The following is a 20,278-nucleotide window of genomic DNA, read 5'->3' as shown; positions in this document are numbered from 1 at the left end:
GGTTGGCACGCTTTCCGCGCAAACCATCCACGCATGGCGTGGATCTACCGATGCCCACGCTCTGGTAGGTGCCAACCTTGGTTGGCACGCTTTCCGCGCAAACCATCCACGCATGGCGTGGATCTACCGATGCCCACGCTTTGGTAGGTGCCAACCTTGGTTGGCACGCTTTCCGCGCAAACCATCCACGCATGGCGTGGATCTACCGGGCTCGACGGGCGTTGAACCACCACCGCGCCAAGACCGCGTGATTCAAGGGTCTCACCAGCTTCACAAGCGCTCGCGCAGCCTCAGGACGCCAGCTGCACCCGCAGCCCTTGAAATGGAGCGTCCATCCCGATGAGTACCCGATTTGATCCACCCGAGCGTGGCCCGCTCGGCCCCGACGTTGCCACCGTCGTCACCGCACCGGTCGTCCCGCCCGCCAGCGAAAGCGCGGTGTCCTGGGGCGCGATCTTCGCTGGCGCCGTCGCTGCCGCCGCACTGTCCCTCATCCTGCTGATTCTCGGCGTCGGCCTCGGCCTGTCATCGGTGTCGCCGTGGTCGTTCGAAGGTGTCAGCAAGGAAACCTTCGGCTGGTCCAGCATCGCCTGGCTCACCTTCACCGCGCTGGCCGCATCGGGCCTGGGCGGCTACCTGGCCGGCCGCCTGCGCACCAAGTGGACGTTGATCCACGGCGATGAAACCTACTTCCGCGACACTGCGCATGGCTTCGTGTCGTGGGCGGTGGCCACGCTGCTCACCGCCGGCCTGCTGACCTCGGCCATCGGTGGCGTGCTGGGTGCAGGCGCCAAGGTTGCCGGTGCCACGGCGGGTGCAGCCGCGTCGACGGCGGGCATGGTCACGGCAGCAGCAGGCACCGCCGCTGCAGGCAATGCGCAGGAAGGCGACCTCAACTACTGGGTCGATTCGCTGTTCCGCAGCGCGGCTCGCCCGGCCCCGGGCGCACCGGAGGCAGGCGCGCCGCCGGTACCGGGCACGCCGCCTGCACCGGGTGCGATGAACGATCCGGCCGCACCGCCGCCGCCGGCCGCACCGAACGCGGGTCAGCGACCGACCGGCATGACGCCGCCGCCGCGCCCGATGGCGGGTGGCCCCGGTGGCGATCGCCGCGAGGTGCGTGCGGAAGTGAACCGCATCATCGTCAACAGCCTGCAGGGCGATGGCCTGGACCCGACCGATACCCAGTACCTGTCGCAGCTGATTGCCCGCGAAACCGGCATGAGCGAAGCCGAAGCGCAGGCCCGCGTGACTGACGTGCAGACACGCATGCGTGCGGCGCTGGAGAAGGCCAAGACCACTGCCAAGCAGGCCGCCGACGATGCACGCAAGGCGACGGCGTACGCCGCGTTGTGGCTGTTCATCACCCTGCTGATCGGCGCGTTCTTCGCCAGCCTCAGCGCCACCTGGGGCGGCCGTCGCCGCGACCTGTAATTCCTATTGCTTCAGGAGAACGGATATGAAGATGTTGCTGCTGTGGCTGCTGGGCGTTCCAATCCCGCTGCTGATTCTCTATGCGATCTTCTTCTGATGATTGCGTAGCGCGTGAATCCTCGGGCCGCCGCAAGGCGGCCTGAGCCATTATGGAGTACAGGTTTCATGGTGTTTTCGCAGGGCAATGAGAAATGTTGCAAAAACAGGTTGAGAGATATTGAGTAATTCCCAAACCTTGAGCGGCTTCAAGAATTCTCATCAACGTTCAGCGTTTTAGGAATGCTTGAATGGTTTGTGGGGCAATGGATTCCTAACATTCTCTCCGTCGCCCGCAACCACCTCCGCGGGCGGCGCTTCCCTCCTCTTTCAGGGGAGGGGAGCTTTCACGTTCCCTGTCCGAGAGAGACACGCCCCATGAACGCCATCATCAAGAAGGCCGCGCTCGCTGCAGCGCTGGCTACCGCTTCACTGTCTGCGCACGCCGTTGAAACCCGCATCAGCGTCTACGCCAACGTCGATGCCACGCTCGCCTTCCAGCAGGAAGACGGTACCGCACTGCCGGATACGATTACCCTCAACTATCACCCTGAAATGGCCGGCAGCGGTGGTCGTGTCGGTGGCCTGCAGCCGTGGAAGCTGCCAACGCGCATCTTTACCAATGACGAAAGCAAGGACATTGAAGTCAGTCTGCGCACAGCTCTGGAACTGGTGCCGGCGCTGGGTAATGTGGGTGCCACCCCAGTGCCGATGACCGTCAGCCTGGACAAAGTGGAGCTGACCACTGCAAGCCAGGATTTCAAGGCTGCCGATCTGTTCGACGGTGCGATCTCCGGTGTATCCAAGTCGCTGGAACTGCAGATCTCGCAGACCAAGCCCGGTCCGCTTGCTGCCGGCCGGTACGACGGGATGGTCAGCATCGTGATGGCGCAGAAGACCGGTACCCCGTAAGTAGTCCCCGCCGGCCCGTACACGCGGGCCGGCCCTCAACGCGATTCATCCTCCAATGAACTTTCCCGCACCCGCCGTGACCCGGCTGGCGATGGCGCTCGCCCTTGCGTTGGCGCCGGCGCTGGCCCACGCCCGCAGCGTCCCCGCTGGCTTTGAAGATCTGGTGGAAGGCCAGACCGAGCAGCTGGATGTCAGCCTGTTTGGCCAATCGGCCGGGCTGTCGCCGGTGCGGGTGACGCTGGACGAGGTGCAGCTGCTGGAGCCGCAGCGTGTGGCCCAGGCGCTGGGCCTTTCCAAGGAAGCGCAGGCCGCGCTTCTGCCGGCGCTGTCGCAGCCGATGCCCCGCAACAGCCATCTGGCATGCCGCTTTGGCGGTGCCAGCGCGGGCTGCGGATATATGGCGCCGCCGGATGATCCCGCTGCGGTACGTGCGCTGTATGACGAGGGCGAGGGCGTCATCCGTCTTTTCATCGCCCAGCAGTGGATTCCCGGCCAGACACCGGACGCGCACCGCTTCCACAACGTCACCGCCAACGCGGAAAACGCCTGGCTGCACCGGCAGACCTTCAACATCAGCGGCGGCCGCGACTATCAATCATTGAGCGCACAGGGCGCGGGCACGCTGGGCCTGTTCAAGCGCGGCCATGTGGCGGGTGAGTGGAACTACAACCGCCAGCACTACCGCCGCAGCGGCAGCCGCGATGATTTCCAGCTGGACAGCGCGTACTACCGCCACGACCTCGGCCAGGAGCACTACCTGCAGATCGGCCTGATGGACCGGCGCAACCTGTCCAGCACCCAGGGCGGCACCTTTGCGTTCGGCATGCTGCCGCTGGACCGCTTCCGTGGTGTGCGTGCCGGCACCACCTACGCCTATGTGGACGCCGACGGTGCGATGCAGGCCTCGCCGCTCACCGTGCTGCTGGCACGCGATGCGCGCGTGGATGCCTTCGAGGGCGAGCGGCTGCTGCAGACTTTCTATCTGCAGGCCGGCGTCAACCAGCTGGATACCCGCAGTTTCCCGATGGGCAGCTACAGCGTCACCCTGCGCATCTACGAAGACGGCGTGCTGGTGCGCAGCGAGGATGCGCCGTTCGACAAGGGCGGTGACTGGACCGATACGCGACTGCAGTGGTTCGTGCAGGGCGGGCAGCGCGACGAGCGCCGCAGCCGCAGCGGTGACGGCGAGCGCGCGCTGCAGGCAGGTGTCCGCTTTCCACTCGCGCGCGACCTGGCGCTGACCGCAGGCGTGGCCGACATTGCCGGTTTCAGCTACGGCGAACTACGGCTGGACGTGCGCCGCCAGTTCGCGACCCAGGATCTGCGCGGCGCCTTCAGCGTGCTGCGTGGCAGCGATGGCAGCAGCGGCCAGCAGCATCAACTGTCGTACCGCCGGCGTGCGTCGTGGAATCTGTACCAGCAGCGCATGCGCGGCAATGCCTGCCGCTTCCAGGATGACAGCCGGGACCGCCTGGGCTGCAGCGACTCGCTCAGTGGCTCGATGTCGCTGCCGTTGGCGGGTGGCAGTGCCTACGTGGGCTATACGCGCCGCCAGACCTGGCGCCCGGCGCAGGCGTTGCCCGGCTTGGACGAAGATCCCCTGGAAGGCCTGCTGCCGTGGCTGCCGCCCGACCCGATGCGCCCGCGCCGTGAAGCCCAGCGCAGCCGAACCTGGCAGGCCAGCTACAGCCGTACCGACCGCTGGGGCGAGTTCAGCGTGTCCAGCCGTGCCGGCGTATGGCAGCAGCACAACGACGGCAACACCAACACGCCCTCCAGCCGCGACAGGGGCGTGTTCCTCAGCTTCGCCCTGAGCCGCCTGCAGAACGGCGAGCGCGGCAGCTCGCAGCGCCGCTACGCCGTGGATGCGCGCCAGCCCGAACACCAGCGCCCGGACGTGACCTACAGCGTTGCGCAGAGCCTGCGGCAGGAGGTGGATGCCACCTACCGCGAAGCCAATGCCGAACTGCGCGCCACCAACACTGAACGCTACAGCGCGACCGTGGGCGGCCAGCTGCAGAACCCCTGGGGCCAGACCGGCATCACCGTCGGCGGCTATCGCCAGCCGGGACGCAGCGAGTTTTCCTACAGCGCCAATCACGCCTCCAGCTTCGCGCTCAGCCGGCGCGGTCTCTACTGGGGCGGCGGGGCCACCGCCGATGCCGGCCTGGCCGTGCAGGTGGACGACACCGACGACTTCGACCTGCGCGGCGTGGCTGCCGAACTGCAGGTGGGGGGCTCGCGCCGCCAGCGCCTGAACCTGGGCGAGCGCCGGCTGATGCCGCTGCAGGCCTACCAGTCGCACCGTGCCGACCTGCAGGATGCCAGCACCGTGGACGGCATCGCCTCGGTGCGGGTGAGCGGCGTATCCGGCATGCGCCCGTTGTTCCTGTCGCCCGGCCGACTGGTTCGGATGCCGGTGCCGATCGAGGTGACCTACACCTTCGTCGGCAGTGCGCGCGATGTTGCCGGCCTGCCACTGGGCGGCGCACGCATTCTCAACGCACCGGTCGCCGGCACCAGCGCCAACGGCGGCTTCGTGGCCGATTTTCCGCGTAAGGAAAAGACTCTCTACCTGCTGCAGGACGACCGCCTTCTGCAGTGCCCGCTGCAGGTGCGCGAACGCCGCAGCGTGGTGCTGCTGGTGGGCGCAGTGCAGTGCGAGCCGCTTGCGGTGGCGCAGCTGCCGGCGGAGATCCGCCAGCAGGCACGGGTGACCCGGCTGCTGCAGGAACAGGCCTTGATCGCGGTTGTACCGCAGACCGCTGCTACAGGAGAAACGCCATGAAACGGCGTGTGGTGTTTGCTTGGATGCTGGTGAGTGCGTTGGTTGTGGTGGTGCCGAGGGCCTTTGCACAGCGGCCGCCGCAGATGGATCCGCCAAGCGGCGTGATTATCCAGGATTTGGTGATGGACTGGGATCGTTCCGCGATACCGGGAGAGATCGAACTGTGGCCGCAGAAGACGCTGATTGCGCATGACCATCTGGATCCTTCGAAGCTGTACGGTGCGTTGTTTCTGACGTGTGTGTCTGCAAGTGATCCGGCGACGGGGCGATGTGCGGTGGAAGATACGCACTCGACGGCGACGCGTGTATTGAGCGCAGTTTCCACGTCGTTTATTGAACAGCGAAGTGGCCATCGGTCAGATATTGACATCTCTGTGGGCGTTCAGCGTGTCGATCAAAGCGGTGCCTGCTCAGCTGGCTACTGGGCAGATATCCAGACGAGCTCTTCATCCGCAGGGATTTCATGCTTCGGCACACCACCGGTTGGTACGGGGGGAGTCCTGCTTATAAGTCAGCAAAGCCTGCAGCGACTTACTGCTGGGCACTGGAAAGGCACGCTCGAACTCCGCCTTCGCCGCCCGCCCGCAGAGTACCTGGCCACTTACGTCTTCAACTTTGACTTTACGGTCACCGATTACGACGCCGTCTCGATCTACCTGCCGGCTTTCGAGTACGGCAACGCCCACGTCAATCTGGATCTGCGCTACGACCCGATCGCCAGGATGATCGGTGGACGCAAGGACGTCGATATGTGCCTGTACGACGGTGTCGGCTCCAGCAGCGAGTACTTGGGCGTCACCGTGCGCGACGCCAGCCCACGTCCGTCCGGCGGTGATGGATTCTCGGTCTGGCATCCGGATACCACTGGCGACGAGAGCGAGCGCGTGGACTTCGACGTGCTGCTCGACTACGCCGGCAATAGGCGGCGCATGCGCAACGGTGTGGAGGAGCAACTGCACGGCGTCGACAGCACCGCGCTGCGCCTGGTCAAGCTGCCCAAGCTCGACCAGCCGGTGTACTGCGTGCCCACGCCATTGACCCTGCTCACGCCGCAATTTCCTTCCAGCAGCAAGCGCCAGGGTGTCTATAGCGGCGAACTGAAGGTCGAACTGCGCGTGCCCACGGCCCGTCCCTGATCTCCTCCACGGAACCTCCCATGAAAAAGATCGCTCTCTCCCTGCTGCCATTGGTCCTGCTGGTTGCACTGCCGGCCCAGGCCAACCTGACCATCCATCCCATGCGTACATCGATCGAAGGCAAGCGCAGCGCGCAGATCCGCGTGTACTCGCAGTCCACCCAGCCGCAATACGTGCAGGCCGCGCTGCTGCGCATCGACAACCCGGCCAGTGAGAACGAGCGCGAGGTCGAAGTGGAGCCGCACGAGGCTGCCATCGCCATCACCCCAGGCAAGTTCGCGCTGTCGGGCGGTGGCAATCGCCTGATCCGCCTGATCCCGCTGCAGAGCGTGGAGAAGGAAACCGCTTACCGCATCTATTTCGAGGGTGTACGCGGGCCGGAGGAGATCGAACGCGAAGGCGAGGGCGGATCACAGGCCAACGTGGGCGTCAGCCTGGTGTGGGGTGCGCTGGTGAACGTGTTGCCCGCCGATGGCGAGGTGGCGCTGCGCCTGCAGGGCAACACCCTGCACAACACCGGCACGCTGCGCGTGGGCATCACCAGCGTGGCCGAGTGCAGCAGTGCCGGTGCCTGCACCGCCCACGACGTCTCCCACAGCCTGTACCCGGACGCCGCGCTGGAACTTCCGTTCCAGCCCAAGCCTGGAAGCACCCTGCAGCTGCGCTATCGCCTCACCCGCGACGGCTACCGCGAGCACGTGCAGACCGTCGCTGCGTCGGCCGGCTGAGTCCACTCCCATTCCTTGACCTGCGCACCCGCGCGGGCCGATTTTTCCCTGTGCTGTTAAGGAGATTCAATGAACCGCATCTATCGACGTATCTGGAATGCCGCCCGGCAGTGCTGGATGGTGGCCAGCGAACTGAGCTCACCGCGCGGCAAGCCCGCGCAGACGCGGGTGCTGATGTCTGCACTTCTGCTGACGGCGGCAGGTGGCGCCTTTGCGGCCAATGAAAAGGATGATCTGGAGCTGGCTTCACAATCCAGTGCCGGAACATTGCGGGTTCAGAAGGAGTTGATCCCCCTGCTTTCCTTCGCTGCGCCGAGCTCACTCGCGTCGGCCATCGCACCGCGTGGCAGGTACGATCAACTGGCGATTGTAATGAGCGGGAACTACGCAGATGCGCAGGTCAGCGGTGCTGATGTCCTGGCACTCGGTTCGCGCGCGAAGATCTACGGCACCGAATCTACCGGTATGGGCAACTACGCAGAAACCAGCGGCGGATACGCTACTGCCGTGGGGCACTTCGCCAGGGCTTTTGGTGGCCATGGCACCGCTCTCGGCACCAAAGCGTACGCCAACGGCAAGGGAGCAACCGCGCTTGGCCATGATTCGCAAGCAAGCTCGAGCAATGCCGTAGCGATTGGCAGTGGCGCGCGTGCGAGCTACGCGGAGTCTGTCGCCATCGGCGCGAACTCGGTTACCTGCGCATCCAGGTCCGTTTCGGTGGGCTCCCGGGGCTACGAGCGAAGGATCATGAATGTCGGCGAGGGCGTCGAGGGTACCGACGCGGTGAACGTCAACCAATGGTCAATCACAAACCGTAACGTCGCGACAGTGGAGTCTGTTGCCAATTCTGCCAGAAGCACGGCGAATAGCGCGCAGACAACAGCCAATACGGCGAAGGACACCGCCAACGCCGCCCGAAGCATCGCCGAAGCGACCAGCAAGCGAATCAATGACACCAGCGTGAGGCTGGGTATCTCTTCGGTGGCTGATGCGGATTTCGCGGTGGCTGTTGGCTACTATGCATCTGCAGGGGCCAGAGGTGTATCAGTGGGGCGGTCCGCACAGTCCAGCCTCCGATCAGTTGCCTTGGGCGAGAATGCTAGTGCTACGGATACGGTGACGACCGCGCTGGGCAATCAGTCCCAAGCGACGTCCATGGGCGCAACTGCGGCTGGCTATGAATCGAAGGCGCTGGGGGTGCTGTCCACGGCCATCGGTGGACTTGCGGTTGCAGAGCATTCCAGCTCAGTTGCACTGGGGTCTAGATCTCGAACGTATGGTGTTGATCAGGTGTCCATCGGCACCGCTTCGAATCCGCGCAAGCTGGTGAGCTTGAAGGATGGCCTGGTTGCCCAGGGGAGCGCCGAAGCGGTCACTGGAAGCCAGTTGTTCACCACGGACAAGACCGCGCGCGATGCCGAGGCGACCGCAAAGAGCGCGTCCAGCGATGCCACCTCGGCGCACTCCAAAGTTACCGTGTTGGAGGGTTTGATTCGCCAGGAGTCTGCTGGCGGCACCATGCGTTTGGGTTTGCAGAACAGTGGCAGCGTGCTGGATGTGCGCAATCAGTCGAATGCTGGCCGCAAGATCATCGGTGTACTTGACGGTACGTTGAGTGCGACGAGCACTGATGCAGTGACGGGCAGGCAGCTGTTTGCTACCGACAGCACGGCGAAGAGCGCATCCAGCTACGCCACATCAGCCTACTCCAAGGCCACTGCATTGGAGGGCTTGATTGGCCAGGATGCGGTGGGAGGAAGCGTGCGCCTGGGCGGGGAGAATACGGGGGCTGTGCTGGACATCCGGAACAAGGCTGGCACGAGCCGCAAGATCACTGGACTCGCGGCCGGTGCACTGGGCAGCAGCAGCGCCGAGGCGGTGACGGGCGCCCAACTCTATGCGACAGATCAGACGGCGCAACGTGCGGACACGTCCGCGAAGGCGGCCGTGGTTTCTGCCAATTCCGCACTCGGTAAGGTCTCCGTACTGGAAGGACTGGTGATGCAGGTGTCACCGACTGGCAGCCTCCGCCTTGGCGCAGAGAACATGGGAGCCACGCTCGATGTGCTGAACAAGAGTGGCGGCAAGCGGAAGCTCATCGGCGTGGCGGATGGGGCGGTATCCAATGGCAGCAGTGAAGCCGTTACCGGCAACCAGCTCAATGCGACCAACGGGCGGGTGGCCGCCGCGCAGCAGGACATCGCTGCTGCCGCAGGCCGCCTATCGGCGATTGAGCAGGCCAGCCGATACATTGCGGTGGGCACGCCCGTGGATGACGCTAAGGCGCAGGCCGGCCGGCTTGGCATAGCTTTGGGGGATTCGGCATTCGCAGCGCCTACAAAAGATGGCGCCGTTGCGCTTGGCAGCTACTCCCGTGCGGAAGGCGAAGATTCAGTCGCGCTGGGGCGCGCTGCATGGGTGCAGGAAAGTGCACGCAGAGGCTTTGCGCTAGGCTCCCGTTCGGTGGTCGAGGAGGCCGATGGCCTGGCGCTGGGGGCGGGCAGCTCTGTCACGAAGGGTTCTGTGAATGCTGTTGCCATCGGTGCTGGATCAGTAGCGAAGGAAAGCAGCACAGTATCCTTCGGCGATGATGTCCTGCAGCGCCGCCTTACCAATCTCGCCCGCGGCACCGCCGACCACAACGCCACCACCGTTGGCCAGTTGAACGATAGCCTCGCCACCCTCGGTGGTGGCGCCAAGCTGGACGCCAACGGCAACGTGGCGGCCCCCACCTACAGAGTCCAGAACACCGACCAGCGCACCGTAGGCGGCGCACTGGCCATCCTCGATGGCGCCGTCCTCCGCACCACCTCCCGCGTCGACGGCATGGAAGGCCAGCTCCGTTCCATCTTCCAGGACACCGCCACCGCCCGTGCCGATGGCTTCAACCAGCTCACCCTCGCCGGTGCGCAGGGCATGGTCATCTCCAATGTGGCCAACGGCTTGATCGGCGCAGGCAGCCGCGAGGCGGTCAACGGTGGCCAGCTGCACGCGGTGCAGCAGCAGCTCAACGGCCGCATCGACGGACTGGAGCAGCGCGTAGACGGCCAGGGCCCGGCGCCGCAGTCGCGTGCCATGGCACTGGCATCCACCGAGCAGGAGGCAGCGGCACCGACGCCGCCCGCCACGCAGGACGACAAGCTCGTCGCCGATACCGGCAACGCACCGAAGTCCTCGCCCGCGCCGCAGCCCAAGGCGGATGCGCCGGAATCACCCAAGCCGCAGGTCGATACCGCCGAGCTGGAGAAGATGCTGGCCCGCGCCAACGACTACAGCGATGGCATCGCCCGCGAAGTGGATGCGCGCTTGAACAAGATGGACAAGCGCTTCAACCGCATGGCGGCGATGAGCAGCGCGCAGACCGCGATGGCGATGAACACCGCCGGCCTGGCCACCTACAACCGCCTGGGTGCGGGCGTGGGCTATGCCGAGGGCGAATCGGCGATGGCGGTGGGTTACCAGCGCGTGTTGAACGACAAGGGTTCGGCCACCTTCAGCCTCAATGGTGCGTTCACCAACAGTGGTGAGCGCAGCGTGGGCGTGGGTGTGGGTATCGGCTGGTAAGCCATGGAGCCCCGGCGTGGTGCGCGTAGCGAGCCCTGCCGCGCCGGGGCGCTTGCCGAGGAGAAGGCGATGTACGGATGGGTACGCCAGTTCATCAACTATCGCAGTTTCTATCTGTGGCGCGCACGCTATCGGTACTACACGCGCAATGCGGACGGCTGGATGCTGTCCAGCGCGCTGTGCCTGGCGTGCATGGCGATGGTGCTGTGGTACTACTGGCGGGTGGCGAGCGTGCCGCCCCCACGCGTGCATCCCGAAGCGGCGGCGCTGCGCGTGGAAAACATCACCCATGAGGCCATCCGCCGCATCGTGAGTGTGCGGCACGGTGGCAACGTGCCTGGCGAGATGTTCAGCACGCCCGAAGAGGTCCGCGCCGGCACACTGCGCACGCTGCAGGTGCGGCAGCTGCTGGACAGTGCGGAGGCGTGGCAACTGAAGGCCCACCTGCTGGCCGACATGGCCGACTACATCACCGCCACCGGAAGCTGCTTCCCCTACGAGTGCTGGCGGGTGACGCATCGCCTGGAGCTGCTGCGGACGGCGCAGGCGGAGAATACGGCGATCAACGAGGCACTGGCGTCGGTGCTGGTCGAGCCGTTGGACAGGATGCCGAACCTCGATGGCGGTGAGCGCACGCGCGTGCAGAGCGCCTGGTCCGATACGTTCGGCGATGCCTACAACCACACCTGGTTGCTGGGGGATCTGCAGGCCATGCACGCACGGATGATGCTGGAATACCCGCAACGCGCGGGCGCACCGTGGCTGGCGCGCTTGCTGACCGGGGATGCGGAAGAGCCGCACCTGTACCCCCTGTAGCGCCGAGCCGTGCCCGGCTGCCTTTCGGTCAGGTACCCGGATACTCGAAGTAGAGTGCGGACCGACGGTCCGCACCCACTACAGCCCGCCAGAGGTTGTACCCCTTATCCGCCGATGTAGGCGGTGATCTCGGCCTCGGCCAGCACCTGCCGCAACTGTGCCACGGAGGCACGCCGCATCGGCTTCTCGTCCACGGGCGACAGTGGTGCCTGGCGCAGGGCGTCATAGGGCAGCACTGCCAGGTCGAAGGTCAGCTCTTCGGCACTGAACACCCAGACCGGCACATCGAGGCTGCGCTCGCGGTCCATGCGCAGGCGGCGCGTGCGCGATTCGGCGGGAATGCCGTGCTCGTCCAGGAAGCGGTGCACGGCCTCCGGGTCGTCGCTGTGCAGGTGCAGCTGCACGGGGCTGTTGGCGTCGGCGGTGCCCTCCAGCACCGGGCCGGCCAGGCGCGGGGCGAAGCCGTGCAGGAACTCCAGGGCGCGCATCGCGGCTTCGCGGCGGCGCTGCAGTTCGTTGCCATGCTGCGGCCCGGAGAACAGCCGCTGGTACTCGCGCAGGGCGTCCTCGATCTCGGTGTTGCGGGGCAGGGAGGCATCGTCGTGGATGCCGAGGCGGCTGGCGGCCTTCAACTTGGCCTGGTGGTAGTCGCGGATGCCGCCTTCGGCCATCAGGCGGGCGGCTTCGTGGGCGAGGCGGTGACGCCGCTCGCGGGTCTGGCTGGCAGCATGCTGGCGCGCGCGATGCATGCGATGACTCCTGTTGCGACCTGGCTACAGACTAGCGCACGGATGTGACATCTGCGTCGGTATTTCGCGGAGGTGCCAACCAAGGTTGGCAGCTACCAAGGCTCTGGTGGGTGCCGACCTTGGTCGGCATGGGGCGCCAACCAGGGTTGGCAGCTACCAGGGGCGGCATCTGTGCCAAACCAAGGTTGGCACCCACCCACACCCTTCCTCAGAAGATATCGAACGCGGCGGCGTCGGCCTGCGGCGTATTGAGGTTCAGGTCGTAGTCGGTCAGGCGGTCCATGTCTTCCACCTTCACCCACTCGGTCGCGCCGTTGAGCGTGGCCTGGACCATGCCGCTGGGCGGGTCGTTCTGCGCGATCGGGGTGTCCTTCAGCGCGGTGCGCATGTAGTCGATCCAGATCGGCAGGGCGGCCTTGCCACCGTACTCGCGGTAGCCCAGCGAGCGGAAGTCGTCGCGGCCGACCCACACGGTGGTCACGTACGGGCCGCCGAAACCGGAGAACCAGGCGTCGCGGTGGTCGTTGGTGGAGCCGGTCTTGCCGCCCACGTCCTCACGGCCGAGCACCTTGGCCTGGACGCCGGTACCGCGCTGGACCACGTCGCGCATCATCGACACCAGCTGGTAAGCAGTGCGGGCGTCGATCGCGCGCGGGGCGGTGCGGGCATCCGGGTTGGCCGGTACGGCAGCGGTTTCGGTCTTGGCTTCGGCCTTGGCCGCAGCGGCCGGGTCGACCTTCGGCGCGGGGGCACCGAAGTTGAAGCCGTCCACGACCTGGTTGACCGGCTGGTCGCTGCTGCCGGCGCACTCGCGGCAGGCCAGCGCCGGGTTTTCCTTGAACACCAGGTTGCCGTCGCGGTCGTTGACCTGGTCGATCAGCCAGGTGTCCACGCGCGAGCCGCCATTGGCGAACACGGCGTAGCCACGGGCCACCGACAGCGGGGTGAGCGAGGCGGTGCCCAGCGACATCGACAGGTTCGGCGGCAGTTCCGATTCGGCGAAACCAAATTCGCTGATGTACTTGCGCGCGTAGTCCACGCCCATGCCGTCAAGCAGGCGCACCGAGACCAGGTTGCGCGACTGCACCAGTGCTTCGCGCAGGCGCATCGGGCCGCGGAAGCCGCCGCCGTCGTTCTGCGGGGCCCAGGTCTTGCCGCGGCGGTCGCGGAACACGACCGGGGCGTCGAGCACGATCGAGGCCGGGTTGTAGCCCTTGTCGAAGGCGGCCGCGTAGACGAACGGCTTGAAGCTCGAGCCCGGCTGGCGACGGGCCTGGGTGGCACGGTTGAACTTGTTGCCGGAGAAGCTGAAGCCGCCGACCAGCGCCTTCAACGCGCCGTTGTGGGCATCCAGCGAGACCAGCGCGGACTGCCCGCGCGGCAGCTGGTCCAGCAGCCACTCACCGTCCTTGGCGCCGGCGCGCACGCGCACGATGTCGCCGCGCTGCACCAGCTTGCCCGGGGTCTTGTTGGTCCACTTGGCGGCGCCGGCCGGCAGCACGATCTCGCTGCGGTTGGCCAGCACCACGGTGGCGCTGCCGTCGGCGCCGGTGCTGGCAACGATCGCCGGCAGCAGGCCGGACTGGCCGAACATGCCGCGCAGGTGCTCGGCGAGGGCGGCGGCATCTTCGCCGGCCCCCACCTGGACCTGCTTCTCCACGCCGTGCCAGCCGTGGCGGTGGTCGTACAGCAGCAGGCCATCGCGGACGGCCAGGTTGGCGGCGGTCTGCAGGGTCGAGTCGATGGTGGTGGTGACGTGGTAACCCTTGTTGACCACATCGCCGCCGAAGCGGGCGATCATTTCCTGGCGCACCAGTTCGGCCACGTAGGGGGCATCGACCTGCACCGGCGGCTCATGCGCGCTGGCATGCATCGGCACCGCCTTGGCGGCGTCGGCCTCGGCCTGGGTAACGAACTTCAGGTCGGCCATGCGCTGCAGCACGTAGTTGTCGCGGCGCTGGCGGGCACGTTCCGGGTTGGAGATCGGGTTGCCGGAAGAGGGGAACTTGGGGATGCCGGCCAGCGAGGCCATCTCGTCCAGGTTCAGTTCGCCCAGCTTCTTGCCGTAATAGAACTCGGCGGCGGCGGCCACGCCGTAGGCGCGGTTGCCGAAGAAACTCTTGTTCAGGTACAGCTCGAAGATCTCGTCCTTGCTCAGCTCGGACTCGATCTTCCGCGCCAGCAGGATCTCGGCCAGCTTGCGGGTATAGCTGTACTCGGAGCTGAGGAAGAACTGGCGGGCGACCTGCTGGGTGATGGTCGAACCACCCGGCACGCGCTTGTCGTTGGTGGTGGCCAGCAGCCACACCGCGCGGCCGATGCCCATGTAGTCCACGCCGCCATGCTCGTAGAAGCGGGCATCCTCGGTGGCCAGGAACGCCTGCTTCAGGCGCTCGGGCACGTCCTTCATGGTGACCGGGGTCCGGCGGGTCTCGCCGAACACCGCCATCAGCTTGCCGTCGGCGGCATAGACGTACATGGGCTCCTGCATCTCCACGTCGCGCAGGGTCTGCACGTCGGGAAGCTTGGAGGATACGGCGTAGTACAGACCGCCCACGGCGGCCGCGCCGATCAGCGCCAGGACCAGGACAATCAGGAAGATCCAGCGCAGCCAGCGGCGGAGTCGAGTCATCGGGTTCAGATTCCGATTGCGAATTTCGTGGTCGCAGAGTATAGATTACGCAAGGTGGCGGCTGGGGTCGGCACTGGGGAGCGCAAGGGGAACTGCCAGGGGCTGCAATGTGAATCCGTGAGGGACTTCACAGCAGGGTCGTTGCCATTTGCTAAGAATACGTTATTAATGCTCGGACGCAGGTCTTGTGTCCAAGTGCCCGTCGGCAGGGGAGAAACCGTGGGGCTCATCCCAAAAAGTCAGTCGCCGCTTGTAGGCGTCGACATCAGTTCGACTGCGGTAAAGCTTTTGCAGCTGTCCCGCAGCGGCAATCGTTTCCGTGTGGAACACTATGCTGTGGAACCACTTCCGCCGAATGCGGTGGTGGAGAAGAACATCGTGGAGGTGGAAGCGGTCGGTGAGGCCATCCGCCGGGCGATGAACCGTTCAGGCAGCAAGGCCAAGCTGGCCGCTGCCGCCGTCGCCGGGTCGGCGGTGATCACCAAGGTGATCCCGATGCCGGCCGAGCTCGACGAGAACGACATGGAAGCCCAGATCGAGCTGGAAGCGGTCAACTACATCCCGTATCCGATCGAGGAAGTGAACCTGGACTTCGAGGTGATCGGGGCGATCCCGAACAACCCCGAGATGGTGCAGGTGCTGTTGGCGGCGTCGCGTTCGGAGAACGTGGAGCTGCGCCAGTCGGCGCTGGAGCTCGGTGGCCTGCAGGCCAAGGTGATGGACGTGGAGGCCTTCGCGGTCGAGAACGCCTATGCCCTGGTCGCCAGCGAGCTGCCGGTGTCCATCGACGGTGTGGTCGCGCTGGTCGACATCGGCGCAACCATGACCACCCTCAATGTCCTGCGCGGCGGCCGCAGCCTGTACAGCCGCGAACAGGTGTTCGGTGGCAAGCAGCTGACCGACGAGATCATGCGCCGCTACGGCCTGAGCTACGAGGAAGCCGGCCTGGCCAAGCGCCAGGGTGGGTTGCCGGAAAGCTACGAGATGGAAGTGCTGGAACCGTTCAAGGAAGCCACGGTGCAGCAGATCAGCCGCCTGCTGCAGTTCTTCTATGCAGGCAGTGAGTTCAACCGCGTCGATCACATCGTGCTGGCCGGTGGCTGTGCCGTGCTGGGTGGCCTGCCGGAAATGGTCGAAGAACAGCTGGGCGTGCCGACCGTGGTCGCCAACCCGCTGGCACAGATGACCCTGGGCCCGAAGGTGAACGCGCATGCGCTGGCCCAGGATGCCCCCGCGCTGATGATCGCCACCGGTCTGGCGCTGAGGAGCTTCGACTGATGGCACGCATCAATCTATTGCCCTGGCGCGCCGAGCGGCGCAAGCAACGCCAGCGTGAGTTCTACGCAATGCTGGGCATGGCTGCGATCGGTGGCCTGCTGCTGTCGCTGCTGATCTGGTTCTACTACGACCGCCAGGTGAGCGGCCAGATGGATCGCAATGCCTATCTGTCGGCCGAGATCGAGAAGGTCAAGGAACAGAACAAGGAGATCGACCGCCTCGATGCGCAGAAGGAACGCCTGCTGGCACGCAAGAAGGTGATCGAGGAACTGCAGGCCAAGCGCTCGCAGATGGTCCATCTGTTCGATGCGCTGGTGCGTACGATTCCCGACGGCGTGGTGCTGACCGCGCTGAAGCAGGAAGGCGACGTGCTGACCCTGGAAGGCCGTACCCAGTCCAACGCCCGTGTTTCGGCCTACATGCGCAACCTGGACACCTCCGGCTGGATGACCAATCCGGAGCTGTCGATCATCGAGGCACGCGAGCCGGAGAAGGACAAGGACGGCAAGACCGGTCCGGTTACCGACATCAAGGCACTGCCGTACGTGTTCGTGGTCAAGGTGAAGCTGCCGGCACAGAGCGAAGAGGTTGCGGCGACGCCGGGCCTGAACGCGGATGGCACGGTTGTGTCGGCACCGCCGGCTGCGGTGGCCCCGCTTGCCGCAGGTCCGGACGCTGCCACGCCTGCCGCCCCGGCTGCGGCTCCGGCCGCGAATGCGCCGGCACCGGCACCGGCGGCACCTGCCGCAGCACCTGCCGCAGCGCCGGCGGCTGCACCGGCCGCTGCACCGGCCAAGCCGAACCAGCCGGCAGCGCCGGCTGCCAAGCCGGCGCCGAAGTCTGAGGGAAGCCGCCTGGCGCAGCCGCCGCAGGCCTTCATCGCGCCGCTGCAGGGGGACCGCGCATGAGCCAGAAGATCGATCTGAAGAACCTCGATTTCAACGACATCGGCAACTGGCCGCAGAAGGCCAAGATCGTCTTCTGCTCGGTGCTGGCGCTGGTGATCATGTTCCTGGCGTGGATGCTGCTGATCAGCGGCAAGCGCGAGGAACTTGCTGGCCTGGAATCGAAGGAAGTCGAGCTGCGTTCCGAGTTCACCAAGCAGCAGGAACGCGCGGTGAACCTGGCCCCGCTGAAGCAGCAGCTGGCGCAGATGGAGCAGGTGCTGCAGCAGATGCTGCGGCAGCTGCCGAGCAAGACGGAAATGCCCGACCTGATCATCGACATCTCGCAGACCGCGTTGTCCAGCGGCCTGGCCAACGAGCTGTTCGAGCCCGAGCAGGAGCAGGTCAAGGAGTTCTACGCCGAGAAGCCGATCAAGCTGCGGATGGTGGGCAGCTACCACCAGTTCGGCGCGTTCGTCAGCGGCGTGGCGTCGCTGCCGCGGGTGGTGATCCTGACCATGCACGACATCAACCTCAAGCCCAAGGACAAGTCCAAGGGCAACGTCCGTAGCGGTGCGCTGGAGTTGTCCGGCACGGTCAAGACCTATCGCTACCTGGACGAGACCGAAGTGCAGGCGCAGCAGGCTGCCGCCGATGCCGAGGCGAAGAAGAAGGGCAAGGGGGGCAAGAAGTGATGCGCACGTACATCGCACGCGGTGCAATGGCGTTGGCGGTCCTGTTGCTGGCCGCCTGCGGCCGCGGCGTGACCAGCACGCCCGGCGACGCCCCCAACCTGGAAAAGTGGGTGGAAGGCGAGCGGGCTCGGCCGGCGCAGCCGCTGGAGCCGCTGCCAGTGATGCAGCAGTTCGAGACCTTCGAGTATTCGGCGCAGGGCATGCGTGACCCGTTCACCGATGCCTGGACCAATCCGCAGCAGGGGAATGGCGGATTGCGTCCGGATCCGAACCGGCGCAAGGAGCCGCTGGAAGGCTTCCCGCTGGACGCACTGGACATGGTCGGCACCATCGGCACGGGTGCAGGCGTCGTCGCGCTGGTGATGGGGCCGGACAAGGTGACCTACCGGGTGCGCCCGGGCGGTTACCTGGGACAGAGCGACGGGCGGATCACGGCGGTCTTCGAAGACCGCGTGGAGCTGATCGAACTGGTGCCGGATGGTGCGGGCGGCTGGCTGGAACGGCCGGCAACGCTCTCGCTTGAAGATCAATGATCGTTTACTGGGGATAGCACGATGACCTTTCACCAAGCCAAGGGGCTGCGTCCCATCCGGCGCTCTACCTTGAACCGTGTCAGCGCGTTGGGAGTCGCGCTGATGCTGGCCTGCGCTCCGGCGCTGGCTGCCACGCCGGCGGAAAAGCCGGCCGGCGCCACCGTGGCTGCGGCCGTCGCACCGACAGGCCTGTCGGTGGCGAAGATTGATTTCAAGCGCGGCGATGATGGTGCCGGTCGCCTGATCGTCCAGTTCGACGGGCAGGGTGCGGTGCCGGACCTGCGCACGCAGGGCAACAGCGTGGTGGTCGATGTCGGCAACGCCCGGCTGCCGGCCAACCTGCAGAAGCCGATGAACGTCACCGACTTCGCAACGCCGGTGCAGCGCATCGACGCCAAGCCCTCCGGCGCGGGTACCCAGCTGGTCCTGAGCACCGGCGGTGCGGTGGATTCGCTGGCCTACCAGAGCGGCAACGAATACGTGGTCGAGATCAGCCCGCGTCAGGCGCCGGCGGCAGTCGGTGCGGTTACTGCGGGCAGCGTTGCGCAGGCCGCCAAGGCCGTGGGCCAGCGCGGTTTCACCGGCAAGCCGGTGACCTTCAACTTCCAGGACGTGCCGGTGCGCACCGTGCTGCAGTTGATCGCCGAGGAATCCAACCTCAACGTGGTGGCGTCCGATTCGGTGCAGGGCAATGTGACCCTGCGCCTGGTCAACGTGCCGTGGGACCAGGCGCTGGACATCGTGCTGCGGGCCAAGGGCCTGGACAAGCGTCGCGACGGTAGCGTGATCTGGGTTGCGCCGCAGGCCGAGCTGGCCAAGTTCGAGCAGGAGAAGGAAGACGCGCGCATCGCGATCGAGAACCGCGAAGACCTGGTTACCGATTACGTGCAGATCAACTACCACAGCGCCACGCAGATCTTCAAGGCACTGACCGAAGCCAAGGGTATCGGCGGTGGTGGCGGCAACGGCAGCAGCGGTGGTTCGGCGTCGCAGGAAGACAGTGGCTTCCTGTCCTCGCGTGGCCGCATCGTGGCCGACGAGCGCACCAATACGCTGATGATCAGCGACATCCCGAAGAAGATCGCGCGCATGCGTGAACTGATCGGCGTGATCGACCGGCCGGTTGACCAGGTGCTGATCGAAAGCCGTATCGTCATCGCCACCGATACGTTCGCCCGCGAGCTGGGTGCCAAGTTCGGCATCAGCGGCAGCCGCGACAACGTGTACTTCAGTGGTGACCTGGAAGCCAACCGCAAGACCCGCCTGTCGCAGGCGGATACTTCGGCCGCCAATGCCAAGGCCTATCGCGATTGGGAAGCGGGCGGCAGCGTTGGACCGGCACCGGTGCCGCTGCTTCCGGCCATCACCCGTGGCCTGAACTTCAACCTGCCTGCCGCTTCGACCGCCACCCCGGGCTCGTTGGCGCTGTCGATCCTCAATGCCGGCTACCTGCTGGACGTGGAGCTGTCGGCGATGCAGGAAGAGGCCCGTGGCGAAGTGATCTCCAACCCGCGCGTGGTGACCACCAACCAGCGCGAGGCACTGATCAAGCAGGGCAAGGAAATCGGCTACGTCACCATCAGCGGTGGCGGTACCGGCGGCGTCGCCACGCCCAATGTCCAGTTCAAGGAAGTGGTGCTGGAACTGAAGGTGACCCCGACCATCACCAACGACAACCGCGTGTTCCTCAACATGCAGTTGAAGAAGGATGAAGTGGAGCGCCTGATCCAGCTGCAGGGCTATGGCACCGTGCCGGAAATCAACCGCCGTGAAGTCAATACCGCGGTGCTGGTGGACGATGGCCAGACCGTCGTGATCGGCGGCGTGTACGAGTTCACCGACCGCAGCAGCGTGAGCAAGGTTCCGTTCCTGGGCGACGTGCCGTTCCTGGGCAACCTGTTCAAGAAGCGCGGCCGCAGCAAGGACAAGGCCGAGCTGCTGGTGTTCGTCACGCCGAAGGTGCTGCGCGTGGCCAAGCAGAACTGAGCCGGTACCACCTGTTGCAGGAAGAAGGGCCGCCTTGTGCGGCCCTTTTTCGTTGAGGCCGGTCACGCGGTGCGCGAAGGGCTGTTCAGCCGTTCTTGATGTCAATC

General features: G+C 65.8%; 14 protein-coding genes. 12 read left to right on the top strand and 2 right to left on the bottom strand.

Annotated features, from left to right (window positions below; translation table 11 throughout):
• Positions 1 to 339: 339 nt before the first annotated feature.
• The 7 genes from AC5P7U_RS02105 (at position 340) to AC5P7U_RS02075 (ending at position 11,414) form a co-directional block, all read left to right on the top strand.
• Positions 340 to 1,434 (top strand): hypothetical protein, encoded by a 1,095-nt coding sequence (locus AC5P7U_RS02105; RefSeq protein WP_197563889.1) that lies wholly within the window; start codon positions 340 to 342, stop codon positions 1,432 to 1,434.
• Between the two features lie 414 nt (positions 1,435 to 1,848).
• Positions 1,849 to 2,382: a CS1 type fimbrial major subunit gene (locus AC5P7U_RS02100; RefSeq protein ID WP_197563888.1), complete on the top strand. Its 534-nt coding sequence runs from the start codon at positions 1,849 to 1,851 to the stop codon at positions 2,380 to 2,382.
• A gap of 55 nt (positions 2,383 to 2,437) precedes the next feature.
• Entirely contained in the window at positions 2,438 to 5,170 is a 2,733-nt protein-coding gene (locus tag AC5P7U_RS02095) for a TcfC E-set like domain-containing protein (RefSeq protein ID WP_197563887.1), read from the top strand.
• Complete coding sequence (locus tag AC5P7U_RS02090) at positions 5,167 to 6,306, top strand: CblD like pilus biogenesis initiator family protein (protein ID WP_006466058.1); 1,140 nt, start codon at positions 5,167 to 5,169, stop codon at positions 6,304 to 6,306. Before AC5P7U_RS02095 ends, AC5P7U_RS02090 begins: the two co-directional genes overlap by 4 nt.
• Positions 6,307 to 6,326: 20 nt before the next feature.
• Positions 6,327 to 7,034 carry a hypothetical protein gene (locus AC5P7U_RS02085; protein WP_006466041.1) on the top strand — a complete coding sequence of 236 codons (708 nt, stop codon included), beginning with the start codon at positions 6,327 to 6,329 and terminating at the stop codon, positions 7,032 to 7,034.
• A gap of 69 nt (positions 7,035 to 7,103) precedes the next feature.
• Complete coding sequence (locus AC5P7U_RS02080; RefSeq protein ID WP_495220742.1) at positions 7,104 to 10,598, top strand: ESPR-type extended signal peptide-containing protein; 3,495 nt, start codon at positions 7,104 to 7,106, stop codon at positions 10,596 to 10,598.
• A gap of 69 nt (positions 10,599 to 10,667) precedes the next feature.
• Positions 10,668 to 11,414, top strand: coding sequence for a hypothetical protein (locus AC5P7U_RS02075; RefSeq protein ID WP_414555109.1), 747 nt, complete (start codon positions 10,668 to 10,670; stop codon positions 11,412 to 11,414).
• 104 nt (positions 11,415 to 11,518) lie between these two features.
• Here the strand turns inward: AC5P7U_RS02075 and AC5P7U_RS02070 are convergent, their stop codons facing one another.
• Both AC5P7U_RS02070 and AC5P7U_RS02065 read right to left on the bottom strand, forming a co-directional pair.
• Positions 11,519 to 12,163, bottom strand: coding sequence for a hypothetical protein (locus AC5P7U_RS02070; protein ID WP_006466035.1), 645 nt, complete (start codon positions 12,161 to 12,163; stop codon positions 11,519 to 11,521).
• A 208-nt stretch (positions 12,164 to 12,371) separates the two neighbouring features.
• A complete protein-coding gene (locus AC5P7U_RS02065; protein ID WP_006466033.1) occupies positions 12,372 to 14,795 on the bottom strand; it encodes a penicillin-binding protein 1A in 2,424 nt (807 codons plus the stop codon).
• Between the two features lie 219 nt (positions 14,796 to 15,014).
• Here AC5P7U_RS02065 and AC5P7U_RS02060 point away from each other — a divergent pair, with 219 nt between their 5' ends.
• Genes AC5P7U_RS02060 through AC5P7U_RS02040 form a run of 5 tightly spaced genes read left to right on the top strand, consistent with a single transcriptional unit; the run spans position 15,015 to position 20,171 of the window.
• Positions 15,015 to 16,073 carry a pilus assembly protein PilM gene (locus AC5P7U_RS02060; RefSeq protein ID WP_005410860.1) on the top strand — a complete coding sequence of 353 codons (1,059 nt, stop codon included), beginning with the start codon at positions 15,015 to 15,017 and terminating at the stop codon, positions 16,071 to 16,073.
• Positions 16,073 to 16,981, top strand: coding sequence for a PilN domain-containing protein (locus AC5P7U_RS02055; protein WP_495220741.1), 909 nt, complete (start codon positions 16,073 to 16,075; stop codon positions 16,979 to 16,981). Before AC5P7U_RS02060 ends, AC5P7U_RS02055 begins: the two co-directional genes overlap by 1 nt.
• A complete protein-coding gene (locus tag AC5P7U_RS02050; RefSeq protein ID WP_006465991.1) occupies positions 16,978 to 17,652 on the top strand; it encodes a type IV pilus inner membrane component PilO in 675 nt (224 codons plus the stop codon). The genes AC5P7U_RS02055 and AC5P7U_RS02050 overlap by 4 nt, the downstream gene beginning before the upstream one ends.
• Positions 17,652 to 18,185 carry a pilus assembly protein PilP gene (locus tag AC5P7U_RS02045; RefSeq protein ID WP_006465989.1) on the top strand — a complete coding sequence of 178 codons (534 nt, stop codon included), beginning with the start codon at positions 17,652 to 17,654 and terminating at the stop codon, positions 18,183 to 18,185. The genes AC5P7U_RS02050 and AC5P7U_RS02045 overlap by 1 nt, the downstream gene beginning before the upstream one ends.
• A gap of 21 nt (positions 18,186 to 18,206) precedes the next feature.
• On the top strand, positions 18,207 to 20,171 hold the full coding sequence (locus tag AC5P7U_RS02040) for a type IV pilus secretin PilQ (protein WP_197563882.1): 1,965 nt from the start codon (positions 18,207 to 18,209) through the stop codon (positions 20,169 to 20,171).
• Positions 20,172 to 20,278 lie beyond the last annotated feature (107 nt).

The sequence above is a fragment of the Stenotrophomonas sp. YJH_SMC_57 genome, assembly GCF_059369755.1.
Note: the sequence above shows the minus strand (reverse complement) of the source record. Positions and strands in the feature narration are given on the sequence as shown.

Excerpts from the sequence above, each read along its gene's own strand:
- AC5P7U_RS02105 (WP_197563889.1), top strand. The coding sequence starts at position 340 with ATGAGTACCCGATTTGATCCACCCGAGCGTGGCCCGCTCGGCCCCGAC.
- AC5P7U_RS02100 (WP_197563888.1), top strand. The coding sequence starts at position 1,849 with ATGAACGCCATCATCAAGAAGGCCGCGCTCGCTGCAGCGCTGGCTACC.
- AC5P7U_RS02095 (WP_197563887.1), top strand. The coding sequence starts at position 2,438 with ATGAACTTTCCCGCACCCGCCGTGACCCGGCTGGCGATGGCGCTCGCC.
- AC5P7U_RS02090 (WP_006466058.1), top strand. The coding sequence starts at position 5,167 with ATGAAACGGCGTGTGGTGTTTGCTTGGATGCTGGTGAGTGCGTTGGTT.
- AC5P7U_RS02085 (WP_006466041.1), top strand. The coding sequence starts at position 6,327 with ATGAAAAAGATCGCTCTCTCCCTGCTGCCATTGGTCCTGCTGGTTGCA.
- AC5P7U_RS02080 (WP_495220742.1), top strand. The coding sequence starts at position 7,104 with ATGAACCGCATCTATCGACGTATCTGGAATGCCGCCCGGCAGTGCTGG.
- AC5P7U_RS02075 (WP_414555109.1), top strand. The coding sequence starts at position 10,668 with ATGTACGGATGGGTACGCCAGTTCATCAACTATCGCAGTTTCTATCTG.
- AC5P7U_RS02070 (WP_006466035.1), bottom strand. The coding sequence starts at position 12,163 with ATGCATCGCGCGCGCCAGCATGCTGCCAGCCAGACCCGCGAGCGGCGT.
- AC5P7U_RS02065 (WP_006466033.1), bottom strand. The coding sequence starts at position 14,795 with ATGACTCGACTCCGCCGCTGGCTGCGCTGGATCTTCCTGATTGTCCTG.
- AC5P7U_RS02055 (WP_495220741.1), top strand. The coding sequence starts at position 16,073 with ATGGCACGCATCAATCTATTGCCCTGGCGCGCCGAGCGGCGCAAGCAA.
- AC5P7U_RS02050 (WP_006465991.1), top strand. The coding sequence starts at position 16,978 with ATGAGCCAGAAGATCGATCTGAAGAACCTCGATTTCAACGACATCGGC.
- AC5P7U_RS02045 (WP_006465989.1), top strand. The coding sequence starts at position 17,652 with ATGCGCACGTACATCGCACGCGGTGCAATGGCGTTGGCGGTCCTGTTG.
- AC5P7U_RS02040 (WP_197563882.1), top strand. The coding sequence starts at position 18,207 with ATGACCTTTCACCAAGCCAAGGGGCTGCGTCCCATCCGGCGCTCTACC.